Source organism: Kitasatospora sp. NPDC051170 (assembly GCF_044455705.1).
Lineage (GTDB): Bacteria > Actinomycetota > Actinomycetes > Streptomycetales > Streptomycetaceae > Kitasatospora.
Genome location: NZ_JBITFA010000003.1, coordinates 61,025 through 82,629, shown reverse-complemented (window position 1 = coordinate 82,629; position 21,605 = coordinate 61,025). Strand labels below are relative to the sequence as shown.

Here is a 21,605-nt window from a genome sequence, read left to right as displayed (position 1 = left end):
CCGCTACGCCGACATCGCCTCGAACACCTCCGCCGCCTCGAAGCGCCCGCTCACGTCGCCCACCAGATCACTCAGCCCGTCAGCACCGGCACCGCCACCGCCACCGGCACCTCCACCAGCGCCGACCGAGGCCGGATCGGCCGCCGAGAGGTCGAGCCGCGCGGCCCGGGTGAAGTCCAGCCGGTCCAGCCGCACCCAGACGATGTTCGGGCTGAACGAGGACTCGAAGACGTAGACCCGGTTGGTGAGGTCGCTGAGCGTGCGCCAGATCGTCGAGGAGATGTTCGGCCGCTGCGGGTCCGGCGTCCCGAAGGGCTGCGCGGCGTTGCGCATCACGCTCAGCAGCGCCGCGTACGCCCGCGCCGTGCTCCCGTCGGTGGGCGGCAGATGCTCCAGGTAGTACGCGGCCCGGGCGAAGCGGTCGGCGGCGGCCGTGGTGCCGGGCAGGGGCTGGTCGCCGCCGAAGCCCTGGTACTGCCGCAGCAGCTCCAACTGCTCGTCGAACGGCGGGGAGTTGGTCATCACCGTGTACTGCCGGCCGTGGTGCACTCTCGGCTCGCCGTCCAGGAACTCGATGATCGCGCTGTCCCCGGCCGCGTCGTCCAGCGCGAGGTGCACGGTGGAGACGGTGTCCGAGTGCGCGTCGTACTGCGGGCGCACCTGGAACGGGTGCTCGGCCAGGTGGGCGAGGGCCTCGGCGACGCTGGCGAAACGGTCCAGGAACAGCTGCGCCCAGGATGCCACGCTCACCGCCGGCAGGGCCGGGTCGCGCTCACCGAAGTCCGACTCGGCCAGCCACAGCACGTGCACGGCCAGCCCGGCCTCGTTGATGCCGTCGGTCGTTGCCGAGTCGTAGGCGGCGGCCACCAGGCTGCCGTAACGGGCCGTCCACGTCAGCGGGTTGGGGTCCTCGGCCCCGATCCCGATGCGGTCGACGCCACGCGGGAGCACCCACAGATTGGTGCCGAGGCTCTGCTTCCAGTCCATGTTCCGGCCGACCAGCACCGGCTGGCCGTCCCGCTGCCACAAGACGCGAGTGCACATGGCCGGAACTATAGCCACAATTCGGACATTCGGCTCGACCGCCCCGGCCCGACTGCCCCGGGCCGGCCCCGGATCGACCGCCCCACTCAGAGCTCCGAGGGGGCCACTCCCGTCCACCAGTTGCCGGGCGCGTCCGGGTCGCGGCTGGTCCAGTACTCGATGATCGCGCGCTGGAACTCCTCCGCGGAGAGCACGCCGTCGCCGTCCAGGTCCAGGTGGCGGAACGCCTCGTCGGCGTCGTCGCGCGAGAGGCCCGCGAAGTGGCCGCGCTGGAAGACGAAGAACTCACCGGCGTCGATCGTCCCGCTGCGGTCGGCGTCCGCGACGGCCAGGAAGGCCGCGGCGAGGGCGCCGTAGCAGTACCGGGCGGCCTCCGGGTCGTCCGCGACGGCGGCGGTCGTGCGCAGGAACTGCTCGCGGGTGACCTCCTCCGTCCCGACGGGGAGACGGGACAGGTGCAGGTCCTGCCAGATCGTCAGATAGGCGCGGACGATGACGGCCTCGGCCTCCGAGCCCTCGCGGTGGCCGAGCGAACGGGCCACCGACTGGCCCATCAGCATGTGGTCCCGTTCGGTGATCAGCCCGTCTCCGTCGGCGTCGAGGTGGTCGAAGCCGTGGTTGATCTTCGCGAGGAGCAGATCGTCCGGCAATGTGCCTCCTTGGCGGTGACCACTGCGCAGGCACCGTCGCGCTTGCGCCACATCGCCAGCACGCTAACGCGTGGGCCCGCCCCCGCGCAGCAGAACGACGAGTGAACAGATGCACCACACATTCCGCACTCCGAGACCACACCCCGAGACCACACCCCGAGACCGCGCCCCGAGACCGCGCCCCGAGACCGCGCCTCAAGACCGGACCCCGGGCCCGGCGTCCGGTCTTGAGGCGCGAACCCCGCGCGGCTCAGTGCGCGGCCGCCGCCAGCAGCTCCCGGGTGTACGCCGTGTGGGGCGCCGCGAACAGCCGGTCCCGGTCCGTGGACTCGACCAGGCGCCCCCGGTGCATCACCGCCACCCGGTCGCAGAAGTGCCGCACCACCGCCAGGTCGTGGGAGACGAACAGGAAGGCCACGTCCAGCCGTTCGCGCAGCTCCATCAGCAGATTGAGCACCTGCGCCTGCACCGACACGTCCAGTGCGGAGACCGGCTCGTCCGCGATGATCAGCCGTGGCCCGGGCGCCAGCGCCCGGGCGATGCCGATCCGCTGGCGCTGCCCGCCGGAGAACTCGTGCGGGTAGCGGTCCAGATGGTCAGGGGAGAGCCCGACCTGCTCCAGCAGCTCCGCCGCCCGCTCCCGTCGCCCGGCCGCGTCGAGCGGGGTGTGCAGCCGCAGCGGGGTGTCCAGCGTCCCGCCGATCGTTCGGCGCGGGTTGAGCGAGGCGTACGGGTCCTGGAAGACCAGCTGGATCTCGCGGCTGAGCCGGCGGCGCAGCTCCCGGTCCGGCCGAGTGATGTCCAGCCCGTCGTAGCACACCCGCCCGCCCGTGGGTGCCTGCAGCCCGGCCAGGACCCGCGCGGTGGTGGACTTCCCGGAGCCGGACTCGCCGACCAGCCCGAGTGTCTCCCCGGGCGCGATCCGCAGCCCGACGCCGTCCACCGCCCGTACGGGCGGTGGACGCAAGGAGGAAAGGCTCCGCCGCCCGGGGAAGTGCACGGACAGGTCCTCCACCTCCACCAGCCACCGCTCCTCCGCCCGCCGGCCGGATCCGGCCTCCCGCACCCGGAAGCGCGCCGCAGGTGACGGATCGTCAACTGTCGGCAGTGCACTGCCCGGTACGGAGTCCAGGCGCAGCGCCGCGCCCACCAGTGCCCGGGTGTACGGCTCGCGCGGCGCGGCCAGCAGCTCGGCGGTTGGCGCGGACTCGACCTGCGAGCCGCCGCGCAGCACCAGCGTCCGGTCCGTCCGGCCGGCGACCACGCCCAGGTCGTGGCTGACCAGCAGGACGGCCGTCCCGTGCTCGCGCCGCAACTCCTCCAGCAGGTCGAGGACTTGCCGCTGCACGCGGGCGTCGAGGGCGGTGGTCGGCTCGTCCGCGATGATCAGCCGAGGGTCGTTCATCAGCGCCATGGCGATCATCACCCGCTGGCGCATGCCGCCCGAGAACCGGTGCGGGTGGTCGCCGGCCCGGGCGGCGGCGATGCCGACGCGGTCCAGCATGGCCGCCGCCCGCCGCCGGGCCTCGGCGCGCGACGCTCCCGGGTGGTGCAGCCGGTACATTTCGGCGAGTTGGGCGCCGACGCCGTGGAACGGGCTGAGCGAGGTCAGCGCGTCCTGGAAGACCAGCGCCGCCCGCCCGCCGCGCACCTCGCGCAGTTCGGACTCCTCGGCGCCGACCAACTCCCGTCGGTCCAGGCGGATCGATCCGGTGACGGTGGTGGTGCGCGGATCGTGCAGGCCGAGCACGGCCAGCCCGACCGTGGACTTGCCCGAGCCCGACTCCCCGACCAGGCCCAGGACTTCACCCGGTGCGAGGTCGAAGGAGACGCCCTGCACGGCGGTGACGGGCGCGCCCCCGCGCGGGTCGGCGAAGCTCACCGTCAGGTCGCGCACACTCAGCACCGGCTCCACCACCCAGCCGGAACCCCCGGAACGGACGACGGAATCAGCGAGAACAGCAGGACCGGCGAGAGCAGCGGGGCCAGCAGGACCAGCGAGATCAGCGGGACCAGCAGGACCAGCGAAATCATGCGACGTCATCGGAGTCGACTCCCTCAGCTCAGCCGGATGCGCGGATCGAGCCAGGCCACCGCCAGGTCGGCCAGCGCGACGAACAGGACCATGAAGCAGGCGGCCAGCAGCACCGCGCCGACCACGGCCGGGAGGTCCTGTCCCTCCACGGCCTCGGCGGCGAACCGCCCGACCCCGTTCAGCCCGAACACCGTCTCGGTGATCACGGCCCCGCCCAGCAGTACCCCGGCCTCCAGCCCGAGCAGCTGCACCAGCGGCCCGGCCGCCCCGCGCGAGGTGTACTTGAGGTGGGCGCGCAGGCGCCCCAGCCCCTTGGCCCGCGCGGTGCGCACGTACTCCTCATTCATGGTCTCCAGCAGCTGCGCCCGTGAAAGCCGGGCGAACACGGCCGAGTTGACGAACCCGAGCACCAGCCAGGGCAGCAGCATCCCGCCCGCCCAGGCCGCGAGGTCCTCGGCCGGAGGGGTGTACGAGGGCAGCGGCAGCAGGCCCGTGGAGTACACCAGCGCCCACTGGGCGACGTACCCGAGGAAGTAGATCTGCACGCTGGCGCCGACCAGGGTGAAGCCGGCGAGCAGCCGGTCCGTGCGCCGGCCGTGGCGCAGCGCGGAGACGAACCCGGTGCCCAGGCCCAGCACCACCAGCACGGCGAGCGCCCCGGCGGTCAGCGAGAGGGTGACGGGCAGGTGGTCGGCCAGCGCCTCGGTGACGGGCTGGTGCAGCCGGTAGGAGTAGCCCAGGCAGGGCGCGTCGCAGTGGATGACCGAGCCGTCGACGTCGCCGATGTCCCGCCCGGCGACGGCCCCGCGCAGGTAGTCGGTGTACTGGGTGAGCAGCGGCTGGTCCAGGCCCATGCTCTGGCGCACCGCCGCGACCTGTCCGGCGTCGCAGCGCGGGCCGCAGGCGGCGCGGGCGGGGTCGGCGGGCGCGGCGTAGAAGAGGGCGAAGGCGGCGGCGGAGACCGCGACCAGGACGGCGAGCGCCTGGAGGAGGCGCCGCAGGGCGAAGGAGAGCATGGCCGATCCGGGGGTCGACGAAAAGGGGAGGTGAAAGGGGGAGACGAAGACGGGAAGTAGGGGGCCGTCCGCCCGCCCCCGCGCCGGGGTCGCCGGGCGCGGGGGCGGGCGCAGGGCGCGTCAGGACTTCAGGTACAGCCAGCCCAGCCCGATCGTCCCGTAGATCGGGTGGATGAACGCCCCGCCCAGGTTGGCGCCGCGCAGCTGGTTGACGGTCGGGTACGCGTACGGCAGCACCGGCACGTCCTTCATGACCGTCTGCTCCAGCGCGTACAGCTCCTTGGCCTTGGCGCGCGGCTCGCCGATCCGGTTGATCCGGTCGATCTCCTTGTCCACCTCGGGGTTGCGGTAGCGCGCCGCGTTGAGGTCGCCGCCGGCGCGGCCGTCGAAGGAGAAGGGGATCAGGGTGGAGGGCGTCGGCCAGTCGACGGAGGAGGTCTCCTCGAACAGGTCGTACGGCGAGTCGGTGCGGTGCACCTCGTCCAGGAAGGACTTGGGGTCGATCGGCTTGGGGACGACCGTGATGCCCGCCTTGCCGAAGCCGTCCACGAGCACCTGCGCGACGCGCTGCCCGTTCGGGGTGTTCCTGTACCCGTACGTCAGGCTCGCGGGCGCCTGCTTGGCCTTGGCGAGCTCGGTCCTGGCGGCCTCCGGGTCGCCCTCGGGCTTGGCCGGGAACAGGTCGTACTTCTGCCACTCGATGAGCGCGGGCGAGCTGAGCGTGGTGGCCAGTTCGCCGGTGCGGGAGCCGCCCTGGACCTGCCGGGCCTGCTGGCGCGGGTAGGCCAGGTGGAGGGCCTTGCGCACCGCGACGTCCGGCACCCGCTCGTTGTTGATGACCAGCTGGGTGACGAAGGCGCCCTGGCGGCCGGAGACGACGAGTTCCTTGGTCTTCGGGTCGGTGTCGGCGCTCTGGTACAGCTCGGGGGAGAGGGTGTCGGCGGCGGTGGTGGCGTCGGCGCCGCCGTCGCGCCCGGACAGGATCTGCTGGTTGATGCTCAGCGTCTCCTTGCCGTACGTGAAGACGAACTTGTCGGGGTACTGGTTGCGGATCGGGTCGGTCTCGGCCTTCCACGCCGGGTTGCGCTCCAGCACCATCCGGGTGTTCTGCACGTGCTCGGCGATCCGGTACGGGCCGGTGGCGAACGGCAGCCGGTCGTAGTCGGTGCCGGTGTCCTTGTCCCGGCGCACCGGGGAGGAGGAGGACTGCGCGGCCATGTACGGCACGTCGGCCTGCGGCTGCGGGAAGTGGAAGACGATCGTGCGCTCGTCCGGCGTCTCGATCGCGGCGAGGTCGCCGGACTGCGGGCCCGGGTACTTGGCGACGGCCGCCTCGTAGCTGGCCTCGCCGGTGAGCCACTGCGGCCAGTACGGCGGGCCGACCTCGTAGCCCTTGCCGAAGGTGCGCTCGATGCCGTACTTGACGTCCTGGGCGGTGATCGGCTTGCCGTCCTCCCAGGCGACGCCCTGCTTGAGCTTGTACGTCCAGGTGCGCCCGCCGTCGGCCGAGGTGCCGGTGTCGGTGGCGAGGTCGCCGACCAGCTTGGCCTTGCCGTCGACGACCTGGTACTGGGTCAGCTGGCGCCCCCAGAGCAGGGAGGCGCTGTAGGTGGCGCCCGCGTAGACCTTCTGCGGGTCCAGGTGGCGGAACTCCGTGGCGTTGTACACGTTGACCGTGCCGCCGGACCGGGCGCCGGCCACGGCCGGGGCGGGGCCGGCGCTCTCCTTCTCGGTGCCGAGCGCGGCGGTCAGCGGCGAGGTCTCCTTGGCCTGGGCGCCGCCCGAGCCGCTGTTGCTCGCGCCGGCCGAGCAGGAGGTCGCCAGCAGGGCGGTGGCGATGACGGCGAGCGACGGTTTGGTCCAGCGCATGGCGAATCTCTCCTCGGCCCCGGCGGATCGCGCCGGGGCTCTGCTGCGGGAAGGGGTGAACGGAAGGAAGGGGCGAACGGAAGGAGCGGGGGCTTCAGCGCCCGCCGGACCGCGGATCGAGCGCGTCCCGGACGGCGTCGCCGAGCAGGTTGAAGGCGAGGACGAAGACCAGCAGCGCCACGCCGGGGAAGACCATGTACGTCGGGTCGGCCTGGAAGACCTCCGAGCCGCGGGCGATCATCCGCCCCCAGTCCGGTACGGGCTCGGTGACGCCGACGCCGAGGAAGGACAGCGCGGCCTCGGAGGCGACGAAGGTCGGCACGGCCATGGTCGCGTGCACCAGCAGCTGCGAGCGGACGTTGGGCAGCAGTTCGCGCACGACGAGGTGGTAACGGCCGGCTCCCTGTGCCCGGGCGGACTGCACGAAATCCCTTTCCCGCAGCGACCGGACGGTGGCGCGCAGGGAAAGCGCGAGCGGAATCCAGCCGAACGCGGAGAAGACGAGAATCAGCACCAGGAACTGCATCCATTCCGGCTCCGCGCTGCCCGGATCGACCAGCCGGGACTGGATGACCGGGCTGAGTGCCAGCAGCAGGAGCAGGGTGGGAAAGGCGAGCAGCACATTGGCCAGGAATCCGAACAGCCGGTCCGCGATCCCGCCGAGGTAGCCGATCGCGACGCCGGCGAACACCCCGAGCGAGGTGGTCACGACGGCGGCGGCGCCCGCGATCAGCAGCGAGGTGCGGATGCCGTACAGCAGCTGGGTGAAGACGTCCCGCCCGAGCCCGGGCTCGAGGCCGAACCAGAAATCGCCCGAGATCCCGCCGTTGGGGGCCATCGGCAGTCCGCTGTCGCTGAGCAGGCCGGGAGTGTTCTGGCCGTAGTGCTCGAGCGGGTTCCTGCCGTACAGCGCGGCGACGAGCGGAGCCGCCGCGGCCAGCAGCAGGAACAGCAGGACGACGGCGAGGGAGGCGGCGCCGACCCGGTCGCGCAGCAGCCGGCGCAGCAGGCCCGGCGCGGCGGGCGCGGGGCCCGCGGCGGCCGGGCCGGCCGGGACGGGGGGCGTGGTGGGATCTGGGACGGTGTCGACCACTGCCATGAGAGGCGTACTCCCCGAATTCTCGGCCGCCCCATGGGTGAGGGTGCGCTGATGGGTATTTCCGGTGGGGGCTCCCGGGGTTTTCCCGTCGGCCTCACGGGTCACATCAGATCGGATACATCGGATGCCAGGCAAATCCCTTCACAGCGGCTCGGGGGAATTCCTGCCGCATTGTTTCCGGAAATATGGCGGCTTCATTTCGCCGCAACACCGCCGCAACGGAACGACATCCGAGGAACGGACAAAAGCCCTGAATCCCTCCTCCCGTCCCGCATTCTGAGACCTCCGCCACAGCCCCCGCGAGGTTGGTACGATCCCGGTGGGCCGCGACTGGCGCGCACGGATGGAATCGACCATCGGGAAGCGGCCCCGTGAATCCTCACGCCTGAAGTCGCCGAGCGCCTGGGCCGCCCCGCATCGCCGTCAGGAGACCGCCATGGCCCAGCAATCCCCGTTCCCCACCCCGGATGCGGCCGCCCCGCACACCGCCGCCGGCGCGGCCGCCAACACCGCCTTCCGCAACGCCCTCGACGTGGTCGCCGAGGTCGAGCCGCGCATCGCCGCCGCCATCGGCCAGGAGATCGAGGACCAGCGCGCCTCCCTCAAGCTGATCGCCAGCGAGAACTACGCCTCCCCGGCCGTCCTGCTCGCCATGGGCAACTGGCTCAGCGACAAGTACGCCGAGGGCACCGCCGGCCGCCGCTTCTACGCCGGCTGCCGCAACGTCGACACCGTCGAGACGATCGCCGCCGAGCACGCCCGCGAACTCTTCGGCGCCGACCACGCCTACGTCCAGCCGCACTCCGGCATCGACGCCAACCTCACCGCCTTCTGGGCCGTCCTCTCCCAGCGCGTCGAGAGCCCCGCCCTGGAGCGCGCGAAGGTGCGCAACGTCAACGACCTCACCGAGGCGGACTGGGCGCAGCTGCGCCAGGAGCTCGGCAACCAGCGGATGCTCGGCATGTCCCTGGACACCGGCGGCCACCTCACCCACGGCTTCCGCCCGAACATCTCGGGCAAGATGTTCGAGCAGCGCAGCTACGGCACCGACCCGGCCACCGGCCTGATCGACTACGACGCCCTGCGCGAGAGCGCCCGCGAGTTCCGCCCGCTCATCCTGGTCGCCGGCTACTCGGCCTACCCGCGCCGGGTGGACTTCGCGAGGATGCGCGAGATCGCGGACGAGGTCGGCGCGACCCTCATGGTCGACATGGCGCACTTCGCGGGCCTGGTCGCGGGCAAGGTGTTCACCGGCGACCACGACCCGGTCCCGCACGCCCACATCGTCACCACGACCACCCACAAGTCCCTGCGCGGCCCGCGCGGCGGCATGGTGCTCAGCACCGCCGAGCTGGCCGAACACGTGGACCGCGGCTGCCCGTTGGTGCTCGGCGGCCCGCTCTCCCACGTGATGGCCGCCAAGGCCGTCGCCTTCGCGGAGGCCCGCCGCCCCGAGTTCCGGGCGTACGCGCAGGCCGTGGTGGACAACGCCCAGGCGCTCGCCGAGGGCCTGCGGCGGCGCGGTACGGCGCTGGTGACCGGCGGCACCGACAACCACCTCGTGCTCGCCGACGTCTCCGGTCACGGCCTGACGGGCCGTCAGGCCGAGGCGGCGCTGCTGGACTCGGGCATCGTCACCAACCGCAACTCCGTGCCGCAGGACCCGAACGGCGCCTGGTACACCTCGGGCGTGCGCCTGGGCACCCCGGCCCTGACCACGCGCGGCCTGGGCGCCGCCGAGATGGACGAGATCGCGGGCCTCATCGACACCGTCCTGCGCGCCGCCACCCCGACCACCACCGCCAACGGCGCCGCCTCCAAGGCGGGTTACACCCTGGACGCCACCGTCAGCGAGGGCGTCGCCAAGCGCGCCGCAGACCTGCTCGCGCCCTTCCCGCTCTACCCGGGCGTCGACCTGGCCTGATCAAAACCAGGGGGCCGGTCGGGATCCCGACCGGCCCCCTCGCGTACCCGGGTCTCAGCTCCGCCGCGAAGCCGCGCCCGCAGCCGCGCCGCCCACAACCGCGTCGCCCACAACCGCGTCGCCCACAACCGCGTCGACCGGAGCCGCCTCGCCCCGAGCCGCTTCGCCCGAAGCCTGCTCGGCCTCGATCTCCCGGCGCACCTCGGCCAGCGAGGGGTTCGCCCAGGCGCTGGCGACGCCCCAGTAGTAGAACGCCAGGCCGATGCCGGCCACGATCAGCATGTCCCAGCCCTCGGGCAGGCGCCCGTTGCCGCCGAAGTCCTCGCTGCCGGCCCAGGAGACGCCCGCCATCACGAACAGGTAGGTCACCATCCAGGCGCCCGCCTTCAGGTGCGGCTTGAGCTCGGCGAGGGGCTTGCGCAGCTCGTACCAGGCCCAGATCGGCACGCCGGCGGCCATCAGCAGGATGACCTTGCCGGTGAGCGGCCAGCGGGCCCAGTAGAGCACCAGCGAGCCGAAGACCATCGCGACGGGCGCGATCACCGGCATGGCCCGCAGCTTCACCGGCCGCGGCAGGTCGGGGGCGAGGCGGCGCAGCGACATCACGGCGACGGGGCCGGTGATGTACGAGATGACGGTGGCCACCGAGACGATCTCGGCGAGCGAGCCCCAGCCGCGGAAGACGGCGAGGAAGCCGAAGGCGACGACGAGGTTGAGCACCAGCGCGGGGCGCGGGATGCCGGTCTTGGCGTCGACCCGGCCGAAGAGCTTGGGCAGGTGGCCGTTCTCCTGCACGCCGTGGATCATGCGCGAGGTGGTGGCGGCGTAGATCATGCCGGTGCCGGAGGGGGAGATGAACGCGTCCGCGTACAGCAGGATCGCCAGCCAGTTGATGCCCCAGGCGATGGCCAGGTCGGCCAGCGGCGAGGTGTAGGACAGGCTGCTCCAGCCGCCCGACAGGTCCGCGGCGGGGATGGCGCCGAGGAAGGCGATCTGCAGCGCCACGTAGATGACCAGGGCGATGAGGATCGAGCCGATGACGGCCTTCGGCAGGGACTTGCCGGGGTCACGGGCCTCGCCGGCCATGTTCAGCGGGGACTGGAAGCCGTTGAAGGCCCAGACGATGCCGGAGACGGCGACGGCGGTGAACACCGCGCTCCAGCCGTTCGGCGCGAAGCCGCCGTGGTCGGTGAAGTGGGCGGTGTCGAAGTGGGCGAACAGCAGCGCGCCGGCGGTCAGCGTCGGCACGACGACCTTGAAGACGGTGATCGCGGTGTTGGTCTTGGCGAACAGCGTGATCGCGAACCAGTTCAGCGCGAAGTAGACCAGCAGCAGCACGCTGGCCAGGCCGACCCCGCTGAGGGTCAGCTCCTTGCCGTCGTACAGCCCCTTCGCCCAGCCGAAGTCCCAGGAGCTCATGTACTGGACGGAGGCGGTGGCCTCGCCGGGGATCACGGAGACGATGGCGATCCAGTTGGCCCAGGCGGCCAGGTAGCCGGCCAGCGAGCCGTGCGAGTACTGCCCGAAGCGGACCATGCCGCCGGCCTTGGGGAACATCGAGCCGAGCTCGCTGTAGGTGAGCGCGATGGTCAGCGCCACGGCGGCCCCGATCACCCACGCGAGGATCGACGCGGGGCCGGCCAGCTTGGCGGCGCGCTCGGCGCCGAAGAGCCACCCGGACCCGATGATCGACCCGAGCCCGACGGCCGTGAGGCTGATCGTGCCGAGGGACCGGCGGTAGTTCTTGTGTGACGCCGTCGACGTGTCGGGCTCACTCAACGTATCGGTCCCCTCGCTCGCGGTCCATCGGGTGGAGTCGGTTTTCCATCGGGTTTCCATGCATTCGCCCGGTTGTTCCGGGCAAACGGAAAGCAGCCTATGAGCCGAAATCGGGCGAATACCTCATGGGAAGCTCAAACGGCTCGATCGTTGCCATCTCGTGTCCGAACTTTTCGGGCGAGGAGGCGGCCCGGTATGCGGTCGGCGCGCGGTCGGCACGGGTCTGCGGCGGGAAACGAAAAATTCCCCGTGGAATCCTTTGGGGATTCCACGGGGAATTCGACTGTGTCCGAGGGGGGACTTGAACCCCCACGCCCGATAAAGGGCACTAGCACCTCAAGCTAGCGCGTCTGCCATTCCGCCACCCGGACGGGGTGTGTGCTTCGGGGGCTTTTCGTTCGCCCCCTCGGCGACAGAGAGAACATTACCAGGGTTCCGGAGTGCTTCTCACCAGCGTTTCCGCCGGTGGGGACGGGCGGAGTGGCCGGGGTGGATGGGACGGCTCGCGAACGTGCTCGAAAACGGGCCGAAGCGGCGCCGAGCGCGAAGCAAGCGGTCGACTTCGGGGGTGCGCGCGATCGGTTCCCGACACAACCGGTCCGACACGGGCAACTTGTCGCCGGTGCCACGGCCGCGGGGGCCGCTCTCCTAGCCTCTGTGCACCGAGGGCGCCCCGAGTGGAACGCCTGGTTCCCGGACGGTTCCCGGGTCGCGGACGAAGGGCGGCTGGACGTGGAGCAGATCAGCGGGACGGCGAAGGCCGAGCCGAGACGCGGCGGCCCGCGCCGCGTGCCCGCCGGGCCGCCCGGACCGGTCGAGGGCGTCTGGCGCTTCCCGGTGCCCGCCGAGCAGGCCTCCGTGCCGCTCACCCGCCACGCCGTGCGGGACCGGCTGCTCGCCCAGGGCATGACGGGGGTGCGCTACCAGGAGCTGGTGGACGACCTGCTGCTGATCGTCTCCGAGCTGGTGGGCAACGCGGTCACCCACGCCGCCGAGCTGACCCCCCAGGTCACCACCGAGCTGAGCGTGCGCCGGGGCTGGGTACGGGTCTCCGTCGAGGACGGGGACCCGTACCACCCCAAGGCGCTGGAGAGCGACACCGGCCGCACCGGCGGGCGGGGCCTGCTGCTGGTCAAGAGCGTGACCCTGCAGGCGGGCGGGGTCTGCGACGTGGAGCGGACGGGGGAGGGCGGCAAGGTGATCTGGGCCTCGCTGCCCGTTCCCCCGGAGCCCGAGGACTGACTGACTGACTGACGGCCGGACTGACGGGCGGCCGGGCGGCCGGCGGGAGGACCGCCGGACCGGCCTACCAGTCCCGCCCGGCGATCTCCCGGATGCCCGGCAGCGCGGCCTCGAAGACCGTCTCGAACCACACCGAGAACGGCCGCTCGGCCCGCAGCTCCCGCAGCTCCTGCGCGGTCACGAAGGCGAAGTCGTCCACCTCGTCCGGGTCCGGCACGACCGGCGCGGTGACCAGCCCGACGAACAGGTGGTTCCACTCCCGCTCGATCAGCCCGGACGCCTCGTCCGGCAGGTCGTAGCGCACCGTGCCGGCCTCGCACAGCAGCGCCGGCGCGACGCCCAGCTCCTCGGCGGTGCGGCGCGCGGCGGCCACGAAGGGAGGTTCGTCCGGGTACGGGTGGCCGCAGCAGGTGTTCGACCAGACGCCGGGGGAGTGGTACTTGCCCAGCGCCCGGCGCTGGAGCAGCAGCCGGCCCTGGCGGTCGAACAGGAACACCGAGAAGGCCCGGTGCAGCCGGCCCGGCTGCTGGTGGGCCCAGAGCTTCTCGCCGGTGCCGATCGTCACGCCCTCGTCGTCGACGAGCTCCAGCAGGATCTCGGTGCCCGTACCCGAGGCGGCGGCCACCGAGACATCGGTCTCCACGTCGAGACCGGTGTCGATCTCCGCTGCGAAGTGCGTCGGGTCGGTCGGCAGACTCTGGGGGGGCATGGGGCCTCTTTCGGGAGCGGGACCAGGAGCGGGACCAAGCGGAACGCGCCCGGCGGACCGGCCGGGCGCGGCGGACGCGGCGGGGGGTGCCGGCGCCGTCACCGGGGGTCAAGTGTGCCGTATGGGTGGTGTCCGGCACCGGCTACACGCACAATCGGGCGGATCATGACCCGGAGGAGTTTCGGTCCGTGCAGAGACGGGCGGAACCTTCCCCCGAACGCCGGATTTCCATCGAAGATCCATGCGATTAACGTTCGAATTCCGTTCGGTCCGCCGTGCGGCCGCCGTACCGCCGCCCACCCCACCGCCGTACCGCCGTCCACCCCGCCGCCGTACCGCCGCCGCGCCGCCGAAACGCGGCCCGCGGCCCGCCGCAACGCCCCCGGCCGCGTTCCGGCTGGTCGCCCGGGTCGCCTACCATCGCATACGACGCGGTGACCGCATCCACGCCCGTACGGGCGCGCCGCCGCCCGGTCGGGCGAAGCGGCACCGGCGTCCCTCGGCACACCCCCCTGTGCACCGCACGACGGATCAGGAGACCCCGCATGATCGGCCTCGTTCTCGCAGCCGGCGCCGGCCGCCGGCTGCGCCCGTACACCGACACCCTGCCCAAGGCGCTGGTGCCGGTCGACGGGGAGCGGACCGTCCTGGACCTCACCCTGCGCAACTTCGCCGAGAACGGCCTGCGCGAGGCCGCGATCGTCGTCGGCTACCGCAAGGAGGCCGTGTACGACCGCAAGGACGCCCTCGAGGCGAAGTACGGCGTCAAGCTCCACCTGGTCGAGAACGACAAGGCCGAGGAGTGGAACAACGCCTACTCCCTCTGGTGCGCCCGCGAGCTGTTCGCCGAGGGCCTCCTGCTCGCCAACGGCGACACCGTCCACCCCGCCTCGGTCCAGCGGACGATGCTGGAGGGCAACCGCCAGCTCGCCGAGGCCGGCCGCGCCCCCGGCATCCTGCTCGCCCTCGACACGGTGAAGAAGCTCGCCGACGAGGAGATGAAGGTCGTCGTCGACCCGGCCGCCGGCATGCGCCGCATCACCAAGCTGATGGACCCGGCCGAGGCCACCGGCGAGTACATCGGCGTCACCGTGATCAACCCCTCCGCCGCCGCCGACCTCACCGACGCGCTGCGCGCCACCTACGAGCGCGACCCGCAGCTGTACTACGAGGACGGCTACCAGGAGATGGTGGACCGGGGCCTGCGCATCGACGTGCAGCCCATCGGCGAGGTCTCCTGGGTCGAGGTCGACAACCACGACGACCTGGCGAAGGCGCGGGAGATCGCGTGCCGGTACTGACCCGACTCGTCCCGTCGCCGCTGTTCGTCGAGATCCGCCCGGGCGCCCTGGACGCGCTCGGCGGCATCCTCGCCGACCAGAGGCTGTCGGCCTCGGGCCGGATCGCGGTGGCGATCAGCAACGGCTCCGGCGCGGCCATGCGCCGCCGCCTGGAGCCTGCCCTGCCCGGCGCCGACTGGTACAACGTGGACGACGGCAGCCTCGACAGCGCCGTCAGCCTGGCCGAGTCGATGCGCGGCGGCCACTACGACGCGATCGTGGGCCTGGGCGGCGGCAAGATCATCGACGCCGCCAAGTACGCCGCCGCCCGCGTGGGCCTGCCGATCGTCGCCGTGGCCACCAACCTGGCCCACGACGGCATCTGCTCGCCCGTCTCCACGCTCGACAACGACGCCGGCCGCGGCTCCTACGGGGTGCCCAGCCCGATCGGCATCGTCGTCGACCTCGACGTGATCCGCCAGGCGCCGCAGCGCTTCGTCGCGGCCGGCATAGGGGACGTGGTCTCCAACATCTCGGCCTGCGCCGACTGGGAGTTGTCACACGCCGTCACCGGCGAGCCGGTGGACGGACTGGCCGTGGCGATGGCCCGCTCGGCCGGCGAGAACCTCCTGCGGCACCCGGGGAGCACGCAGGACCAGGACCTCCTGACGGCCCTGGCCGAAGCCCTGGTACTGTCCGGCATCGCGATGAACATCGCCGGCAGCACCCGGCCTTCCTCGGGCGCCTGCCACGAGATCTCGCATGCCCTGGACGTGCTGCACCCCAAGCGCTCCGCCCAGCACGGCGAACAGGTCGGCCTCGGCGCGGCGTTCGCCAGCTTCCTGCGGGGCGAACGCGAGCTGTCCGGTCTGATCGTGGAGCGCCTGGCGCGCCACGGCCTGCCGGTGACCGCAGCTCAAATCGGCTTCACCGATGCGGAGTTCACCGAAGCGGTGCACTACGCTCCGAACACCCGGCCGGGGCGCTTCACCATCCTGGAACACCTCGACCTCTCCCCCTCCGCGATCAGGGACGCGTACGCCGACTATGTCCAAGCCGTCAACAGCTGACCCCTCCACCGCGGGCGCCGCACCGCCCCCGGTCGACCTGACCCGCCGGCCCTCCATCGAGGAGCTGCGCGCGGTGATCCACCCGGAGGGCATGCTCCAGCGCCGCAGCGCCGAGCACTGGGCCGGGCGCCTCTACATGCGGAGGATCTCGCTGCGGATCACCCGCGTGCTCTCCACCATGACGGCGATCACGCCCAACGGCCTGACCTACCTGATGATGCTCACCGGCGTCCTCGCCGGCGCGGCCCTCGTCCTGCCGGGCCTGACCGGCGCGATCCTGGGCGCCCTGCTGATCCAGGTCTACCTGCTGCTGGACTGCGTGGACGGGGAGGTGGCCCGCTGGCGCCGCCAGACCTCGCTCACCGGCGTCTACCTCGACCGCGTCGGCCACTACATGTCCGAGGCGGCCCTGCTGACGGGCCTGGGCCTGCGCGCCACCGACCTGTTCCACCGCGAGGGCGCCGGCTCCCACTGGGAGTGGGCCTTCCTCGGCACCCTGGCCGCCCTCGGCGCGATCCTCATCAAGTCCGAGACGGACCTGGTGGACGTGGCCCGCGCCCGCAGCGGCATGACGGCCGTCGAGGACAGCGCCTCGGTGCCCCGCTCGGCCTCGGTCGCCCGGGCCCGCCGCGCCGCCGCCTTCCTCAAGTTCCACCGCCTGGTCGGAGCCGTCGAGGCGTCGCTGCTCGTCCTGGCCGCCGGCATCGCCGACGCCGTCCACGGCGGGCTGCTGTTCACCCGCCTCGCGGTCGTGGTCCTGGCGGCGATCGCCATGCTCCAGACCGTGCTGCACCTGCTGAGCATCGTCCTCTCCAGCAGGCTGCGATGAGCGCCCCGGCCGCCGCGGACGCCTTCCGCCTCGGCGCGGTGATCATCACCATGGGCAACCGGCCCGCCGAGCTCAACGCCCTGATCGAGTCCGTCCGCGCCCAGGAGGGCCCGGCCGTCGAACTGGCCGTCGTCGCCAACGGCGCCCCGCTGCCCCCGCTGCCCGAGGGCGTGCGCACCGTCGAGCTGCCCGAGAACCTCGGCATCCCCGGCGGACGCAACGTGGGCATCGAGCTCTTCGGCCCCGACGGCCGGGACGTCGACGCCGTCCTCTTCCTGGACGACGACGGCCACCTGCCGCGCACCGACTCGGCCCGCCTGCTGCGCGAGGCGTTCACCGCCGACCCGGAGCTGGGCATCGTCTCCTTCCGGATCGCCGACCCGGACACCGGCGCCACCCAGCGCCGCCACGTCCCCCGGCTGCGCGCCAGCGACCCGCTGCGCTCCTCCCGGGTGACGACCTTCCTGGGCGGCGCCAGCGCCGTGCGCTGCAAGGTGTTCGAGAACGCGGGGCAGCTGCCCGGAGAGTTCTTCTACGCCCACGAGGAGACCGACCTCGCCTGGCGCGCGCTGGACGCCGGCTGGGCCATCGACTACCGGGCGGACGTCGTCCTGCACCACCCGACGACCTCCCCCGCCCGGCACGCCACGTACTTCCACAACGTGGCCCGCAACAGGGTCTGGCTCGCGAGGCGGAACCTTCCGGCCCCGTTGGTGCCTCTCTATCTGGGAACCTGGTTCCTGCTGACCCTGGCCCGACGCCCCTCCCCGGAGGCGCTGAAGGCCTGGTGGGGCGGATTCCGGGCGGGCTGGCGCGAACCAGGCGGTCCTCGTCGGCCCATGCGATGGCGTACCGTTTGGCGACTGACCAGGCTGGGACGCCCCCCGATCATCTGATCCGTCCGGATCACGTCCGGTCCCGGACGTGATTCGGACGTGATCGGACGACCGATCGCCACGGCCGGTGGCCCCCCACCGGCCCTTCTCTCCCGTGATCCCAGTGGATCCCCATCGGCGCAAGGCCGGCGGACCCCCGCCGACCGGCCGCCCCGACCGATCCCGCGTGAAGGACGAATGTGTCGACAGTGAGTGAACCCGTCAGCCTCTCAGCCCCCACGGGGGCGGACGCGGGATTGACCCCCAAGCAGCTTGCGGACAAGTACGGCCTGTCGGTGAGCGGCGCCCGTCCGGGCCTGGTCGCCTACACCAGGCAGCTCTGGGCCCGGCGCCACTTCATCTGGGCCTTCGCCACCGCCCGACTGGTGGCCCAGTACACGGACGCCAAGCTCGGCCAGCTGTGGCAGGTCGTCACCCCGCTCCTCAACTGCGGCGTGTTCTACCTGGTCTTCGGCGTCATCCTGGCGAACAAGCAGGGTTTCCCCGGCCACACGTACATCGCCTGGCTGTGCATCGGCGTCTTCGTCTTCCAGTTCACCCAGAACGCGGTCCAGTCCGGCACCCGGGCGATCTCCGACAACCTCGGCCTGATCCGGGCGCTGCACTTCCCGCGCGCCAGCCTGCCGATCGCCTTCACGGTCATCCAGCTCCAGCAGCTGCTGATCTCGATGGTGGTGCTGGTCGTCACCGTGCTGTCCGCCGGGATCGCTCCGGGCAGGACCTGGCTGCTGATCATCCCCGCGCTGATCCTGCAGACCCTGTTCAACACCGGCGTCTCCCTGGTGTTCGCCCGGATCGGCGCCAGGACCAGCGACATCTCCCAGCTGATCCCGTTCGTGATGCGCGCCTGGATGTTCCTGTCCGGCGTCATGTTCAGCATCCAGGAGAAGAGCCAGCACTGGGATCCGATCATCCAGAAGATCGTGGCCGCCAACCCGGCCTCGGTCTACATGGACCTGCTGCGCCACGCGTTCGCACCGGTCATCTACGACACGCACCAGAGCGCCTACCAGAAGCTCCCGCCGCACCTGTGGGCCTACGGCCTCGCGTGGGGCGTCGGGATGTTCGTCATCGGATACGTCTTCTTCTGGAAGGCTGAGGAGGAGTACGGCCGTGGCTGACACCGACCTGAGCAAGCGCGACGCCGTCCCGGCCGTGGACATCGCCCGCGAGCCCACCGTCGTCGTCGACGACGTGCACATCGTCTACCGGGTGCACGGCGCCGGCTCCGGCAAGGGCAGCGCCACCTCGGCCCTGAGCCGCATCATCAGCCGCAGGCGCGCCGCCGGCGTGCGCGAGGTGCACGCCGTGCGCGGCGTCAGCTTCACCGCCTACAAGGGCGAGGCGATCGGCCTGATCGGCTCCAACGGCTCCGGCAAGTCGACCATGCTGTCCGCCATCGCCGGGCTGCTGCCCACCGAGAAGGGCGGTATCTACACCAACGGCCAGCCCTCGCTGCTGGGCGTCAACGCGGCGCTGATGAACGAGCTGACCGGCGAGCGCAACGTCATCCTCGGCTGCCTGGCCATGGGCATGTCCCCGGCCGAGGTCCGCTCCCGCTACCAGGACATCGTCGACTTCTCCGGCATCAACGACAAGGGGGACTTCATCTCCCTGCCGATGCGCACCTACTCCTCCGGCATGGGCGCCCGCCTGCGGTTCTCCATCGCCGCCGCCAAGACCCACGACGTGCTGCTGATCGACGAGGCCCTCGCCACCGGCGACCAGGCGTTCCAGCAGCGCAGCAAGAAGCGGATCGAGGAGCTGCGTGCCTCGGCCGGTACGGTCTTCCTGGTCAGCCACGACAACAACTCGATCCGCGAGGTCTGCGAGCGCACGATCTGGATCGAGCACGGCGAGCTGGTCATGGACGGCCCCACGGAGGAGGTCGTCGGCCGCTACGAGCGCGGCGAGCGCCCGTAGCGAGCCCGCCCTGACCAGGGGCCGGTCCCGGAAACCCTCCGGGACCGGCCCCTGGTCCGTCGTGCCCCCGCCCGTACCCCCGGCGGGGTGAGCGCCACCGTGCGCCGGGCGGGGCGCCCTTTCTCCGCGCGCCCCGGGGTGCGAGGCTCGTGTGTCGGACGTGGCGCCCGCGCTCGGACGCGTGTCCGAGTCGGACCGCTCATACCGAGCGGTGTAGAACGGGGGAGTGACAGCAGTGTCGGCTTCGGCCCAGCCCAGTGAAACCCCTGAAACCCCGCAGAGCCCGTCCACGGGCCAGACCCTGGCGAAGGCGGGGGCCGAGAACTTCCCGGTCGCCCCGTTCTTCCTGCCCGGGGCCTGGCGCGACGACCTGATGGCGGTCTACGGCTTCGCCCGGCTGGTCGACGACTCCGGCGACGGCGACCTCGCCGACCCGGGCGCCACCGCCGCCCTCCTCGGGGCCGGCCAGGCACCGCCCGCCACCCCTTCGGCCACCCCTTCGGCCCAGTCCGGCCCGCCGAGTCCGGCCGAGACCGCCTTCCGGCTCTCCCTGCTCGACGCGCTCGAGCGCGACCTCGACCGGGTGTTCGAGACCGCCCTGCACCCGGCGGAGGCCGAACGGCCCCGCCACCCGCTGCTGGCCGCCCTCGTCCCCGTCGTCGACCGGCACGCACTCACCCCCGAGCCGTTCCGCCGTCTGATCGAGGCCAACCGGGTGGACCAGACCACCACCCGCTACGCCACCTACGACGACCTGGTCGGCTACTGCACCCTCTCCGCCGACCCCGTCGGCCGCCTCGTCCTGGCCCTCGCCGGAGTCTCCACCCCCGAGCGCATCGCCCTCTCCGACGCGATCTGCACCGCCCTCCAGCTGGCCGAGCACCTCCAGGACGTGGCCGAGGACCGCGCGGCGGGCCGGATCTACCTGCCCCAGGAGGACCTCGACCGCTTCGGCGTCACCGAGGAGGACCTCGCCGCCCCCACCGCGAACGGGGCCGTGCGGGAACTGATCGCCTTCGAGACCGAACGGGCCCGCACCCTGCTCGACCGGGGCGCACCATTGGTAGGTACGGTTCGGGGAAGGCTTCGACTGCTCCTGGCGGGATTCACCGCAGGCGGCTACGCGGCCCTGGCGGCCGTCGAGGACGCCGGGTACGACGTGCTCGCCCGGCAGGCGAAGCCGGACAAGCGCCGCCTCGCAGCGAAGGCGGCGGCCATCTTCGCGAAGGGAAGGTGAACGCCCGCGTGGCGGCATCACCACTGGCGTCGGCCCAGGTCATGGCGGCATACCGGTACTGCGAGGCGGTGACCGGCCTGCAGGCGCGCAACTTCAGCTACGGCATCCGGCTGCTGCCCGAGCCCAAGCGGCTGGCCATGTCGGCCCTGTACGCGCTGGCCCGCCGGGTGGACGACATCGGCGACGGGGACCTTCCGGCCGACCGCAAGGCCGAGGCGCTGCTGCGCACCCGGGAACTGGTCGACGAGGTCCGCGCCGGGACGGTCGCCGAGGACGACACCGACCCGATCAAGGTCGCCCTGGCCGACACGGCCCGGCGCTTCCCGATCCCGCTCGGCGGCTTCGACGAGCTGATCGACGGCGTCGAGATGGACCTCAAGGGCGCCGAGTACCAGACGTACGAGGAGCTCAAGGTCTACTGCCGCTGCGTGGCCGGGGCCATCGGCCGGCTCTCGCTCGGCGTCTACGGCTGCGAGGACTTCGAGCGCGGCGGGCACTACGCCGACACCCTGGGCCTGGCCCTGCAGCTCACCAACATCCTTCGCGACCTGCGCGAGGACGCCCTCAACGGCCGCACCTACCTGCCCACCGAGGACCTCGTCCGGTTCGGCTGCCAGCAGGGCTTCGCCCTGTCCAAGCCGCCCGTCGGCGCCGACTTCACGGGCCTGGTCGCCTTCGAGGCCGCCCGCGCCCAGGCCGCCTTCGAGGAGGGCCTGCGGCTGCTGCCGATGCTCGACCGCCGCAGCCGCGCCTGCACCGCCGCGATGGCCGGGATCTACCACCGGCTGCTCGGCCGGATCGCCGCCGACCCCGAGTCGGTGCTGCGCGGCCGCGTCTCGCTGCCGGGCTGGGAGAAGGCGTACGTGGCGCTTTCCGGGCTCGCCGGGGGGCGTTCTTGATTCTCACCGCACTTCTGTCACGCTGTGTCAGCGGGGAATCACATCCGGGCAGGCCGTTGACGGAAACGGCCGTGCCGAGACGCGTGCCGACCACGGCGACCGCC

General features: G+C 72.1%; 19 protein-coding genes, 1 tRNA gene and 1 riboswitch. Of the genes, 10 read left to right on the top strand and 10 right to left on the bottom strand.

Features of this window, described 5'->3' with window-relative positions:
- Positions 1-3 precede the first annotated feature (3 nt).
- From ACIBCA_RS07440 to ACIBCA_RS07410, 7 genes are all read right to left on the bottom strand, one after another.
- Positions 4-1,044: a linear amide C-N hydrolase gene (locus ACIBCA_RS07440; protein ID WP_396281883.1), complete on the bottom strand. Its 1,041-nt coding sequence runs from the start codon at positions 1,042-1,044 to the stop codon at positions 4-6.
- An 86-nt stretch (positions 1,045-1,130) separates the two neighbouring features.
- Positions 1,131-1,694, bottom strand: coding sequence for an EF-hand domain-containing protein (locus ACIBCA_RS07435; protein WP_396281882.1), 564 nt, complete (start codon positions 1,692-1,694; stop codon positions 1,131-1,133).
- 250 nt (positions 1,695-1,944) lie between these two features.
- Entirely contained in the window at positions 1,945-3,600 is a 1,656-nt protein-coding gene (locus ACIBCA_RS07430) for a dipeptide ABC transporter ATP-binding protein (protein WP_396281881.1), read from the bottom strand.
- On the bottom strand, positions 3,594-3,728 hold the full coding sequence (locus tag ACIBCA_RS07425; RefSeq protein WP_396281880.1) for a hypothetical protein: 135 nt from the start codon (positions 3,726-3,728) through the stop codon (positions 3,594-3,596). The genes ACIBCA_RS07430 and ACIBCA_RS07425 overlap by 7 nt, the downstream gene beginning before the upstream one ends.
- 24 nt (positions 3,729-3,752) lie before the next feature.
- The gene (locus ACIBCA_RS07420; RefSeq protein WP_396281879.1) at positions 3,753-4,745 is read right to left on the bottom strand and encodes an ABC transporter permease; all 993 of its coding nucleotides are present in this window, start codon (positions 4,743-4,745) and stop codon (positions 3,753-3,755) included.
- A 120-nt stretch (positions 4,746-4,865) separates the two neighbouring features.
- On the bottom strand, positions 4,866-6,614 hold the full coding sequence (locus ACIBCA_RS07415; RefSeq protein ID WP_396281878.1) for an ABC transporter substrate-binding protein: 1,749 nt from the start codon (positions 6,612-6,614) through the stop codon (positions 4,866-4,868).
- 94 nt (positions 6,615-6,708) lie between these two features.
- On the bottom strand, positions 6,709-7,713 hold the full coding sequence (locus tag ACIBCA_RS07410; protein WP_396281877.1) for an ABC transporter permease: 1,005 nt from the start codon (positions 7,711-7,713) through the stop codon (positions 6,709-6,711).
- Between the two features lie 316 nt (positions 7,714-8,029).
- A riboswitch (ZMP/ZTP riboswitch) is annotated at positions 8,030-8,128 on the top strand.
- A gap of 21 nt (positions 8,129-8,149) precedes the next feature.
- Here ACIBCA_RS07410 and ACIBCA_RS07405 point away from each other — a divergent pair.
- Positions 8,150-9,637 (top strand): glycine hydroxymethyltransferase, encoded by a 1,488-nt coding sequence (locus tag ACIBCA_RS07405; RefSeq protein WP_396281876.1) that lies wholly within the window; start codon positions 8,150-8,152, stop codon positions 9,635-9,637.
- Between the two features lie 54 nt (positions 9,638-9,691).
- On the opposite strand, the gene ACIBCA_RS07400 is transcribed toward ACIBCA_RS07405, so the two are convergent.
- The gene (locus ACIBCA_RS07400; protein ID WP_396281875.1) at positions 9,692-11,476 is read right to left on the bottom strand and encodes an APC family permease; all 1,785 of its coding nucleotides are present in this window, start codon (positions 11,474-11,476) and stop codon (positions 9,692-9,694) included.
- A gap of 226 nt (positions 11,477-11,702) precedes the next feature.
- A tRNA-Leu gene (locus ACIBCA_RS07395) sits at positions 11,703-11,787 on the bottom strand.
- A gap of 370 nt (positions 11,788-12,157) precedes the next feature.
- Here ACIBCA_RS07395 and ACIBCA_RS07390 point away from each other — a divergent pair.
- Positions 12,158-12,658 carry an ATP-binding protein gene (locus ACIBCA_RS07390; RefSeq protein ID WP_396282385.1) on the top strand — a complete coding sequence of 167 codons (501 nt, stop codon included), beginning with the start codon at positions 12,158-12,160 and terminating at the stop codon, positions 12,656-12,658.
- Positions 12,659-12,722: 64 nt separating this feature from the next.
- On the opposite strand, the gene idi is transcribed toward ACIBCA_RS07390, so the two are convergent.
- The gene (gene idi / locus ACIBCA_RS07385; protein ID WP_396281874.1) at positions 12,723-13,367 is read right to left on the bottom strand and encodes an isopentenyl-diphosphate Delta-isomerase; all 645 of its coding nucleotides are present in this window, start codon (positions 13,365-13,367) and stop codon (positions 12,723-12,725) included.
- 545 nt (positions 13,368-13,912) lie between these two features.
- Here idi and ACIBCA_RS07380 point away from each other — a divergent pair.
- From ACIBCA_RS07380 to hpnD, 8 genes are all read left to right on the top strand, one after another.
- A complete protein-coding gene (locus tag ACIBCA_RS07380) occupies positions 13,913-14,668 on the top strand; it encodes a sugar phosphate nucleotidyltransferase (RefSeq protein WP_396281873.1) in 756 nt (251 codons plus the stop codon).
- Positions 14,656-15,717, top strand: a complete 1,062-nt coding sequence (locus tag ACIBCA_RS07375) for an iron-containing alcohol dehydrogenase family protein (protein WP_396281872.1) — start codon at positions 14,656-14,658, stop codon at positions 15,715-15,717. The genes ACIBCA_RS07380 and ACIBCA_RS07375 overlap by 13 nt, the downstream gene beginning before the upstream one ends.
- A gap of 91 nt (positions 15,718-15,808) precedes the next feature.
- Positions 15,809-16,546 carry a CDP-alcohol phosphatidyltransferase family protein gene (locus tag ACIBCA_RS07370; protein ID WP_396282384.1) on the top strand — a complete coding sequence of 246 codons (738 nt, stop codon included), beginning with the start codon at positions 15,809-15,811 and terminating at the stop codon, positions 16,544-16,546.
- The gene (locus ACIBCA_RS07365; protein ID WP_396281871.1) at positions 16,543-17,442 is read left to right on the top strand and encodes a glycosyltransferase family 2 protein; all 900 of its coding nucleotides are present in this window, start codon (positions 16,543-16,545) and stop codon (positions 17,440-17,442) included. Before ACIBCA_RS07370 ends, ACIBCA_RS07365 begins: the two co-directional genes overlap by 4 nt.
- A 179-nt stretch (positions 17,443-17,621) precedes the next feature.
- Positions 17,622-18,563 carry an ABC transporter permease gene (locus ACIBCA_RS07360; RefSeq protein ID WP_396281870.1) on the top strand — a complete coding sequence of 314 codons (942 nt, stop codon included), beginning with the start codon at positions 17,622-17,624 and terminating at the stop codon, positions 18,561-18,563.
- Complete coding sequence (locus tag ACIBCA_RS07355) at positions 18,556-19,365, top strand: ABC transporter ATP-binding protein (protein WP_396281869.1); 810 nt, start codon at positions 18,556-18,558, stop codon at positions 19,363-19,365. The genes ACIBCA_RS07360 and ACIBCA_RS07355 overlap by 8 nt, the downstream gene beginning before the upstream one ends.
- Before the next feature lie 235 nt (positions 19,366-19,600).
- Positions 19,601-20,602 carry a squalene synthase HpnC gene (gene hpnC, locus ACIBCA_RS07350; protein WP_396282383.1) on the top strand — a complete coding sequence of 334 codons (1,002 nt, stop codon included), beginning with the start codon at positions 19,601-19,603 and terminating at the stop codon, positions 20,600-20,602.
- Positions 20,603-20,643: 41 nt separating this feature from the next.
- On the top strand, positions 20,644-21,501 hold the full coding sequence (hpnD, locus tag ACIBCA_RS07345; protein WP_396282382.1) for a presqualene diphosphate synthase HpnD: 858 nt from the start codon (positions 20,644-20,646) through the stop codon (positions 21,499-21,501).
- Positions 21,502-21,605: the final 104 nt, after the last annotated feature.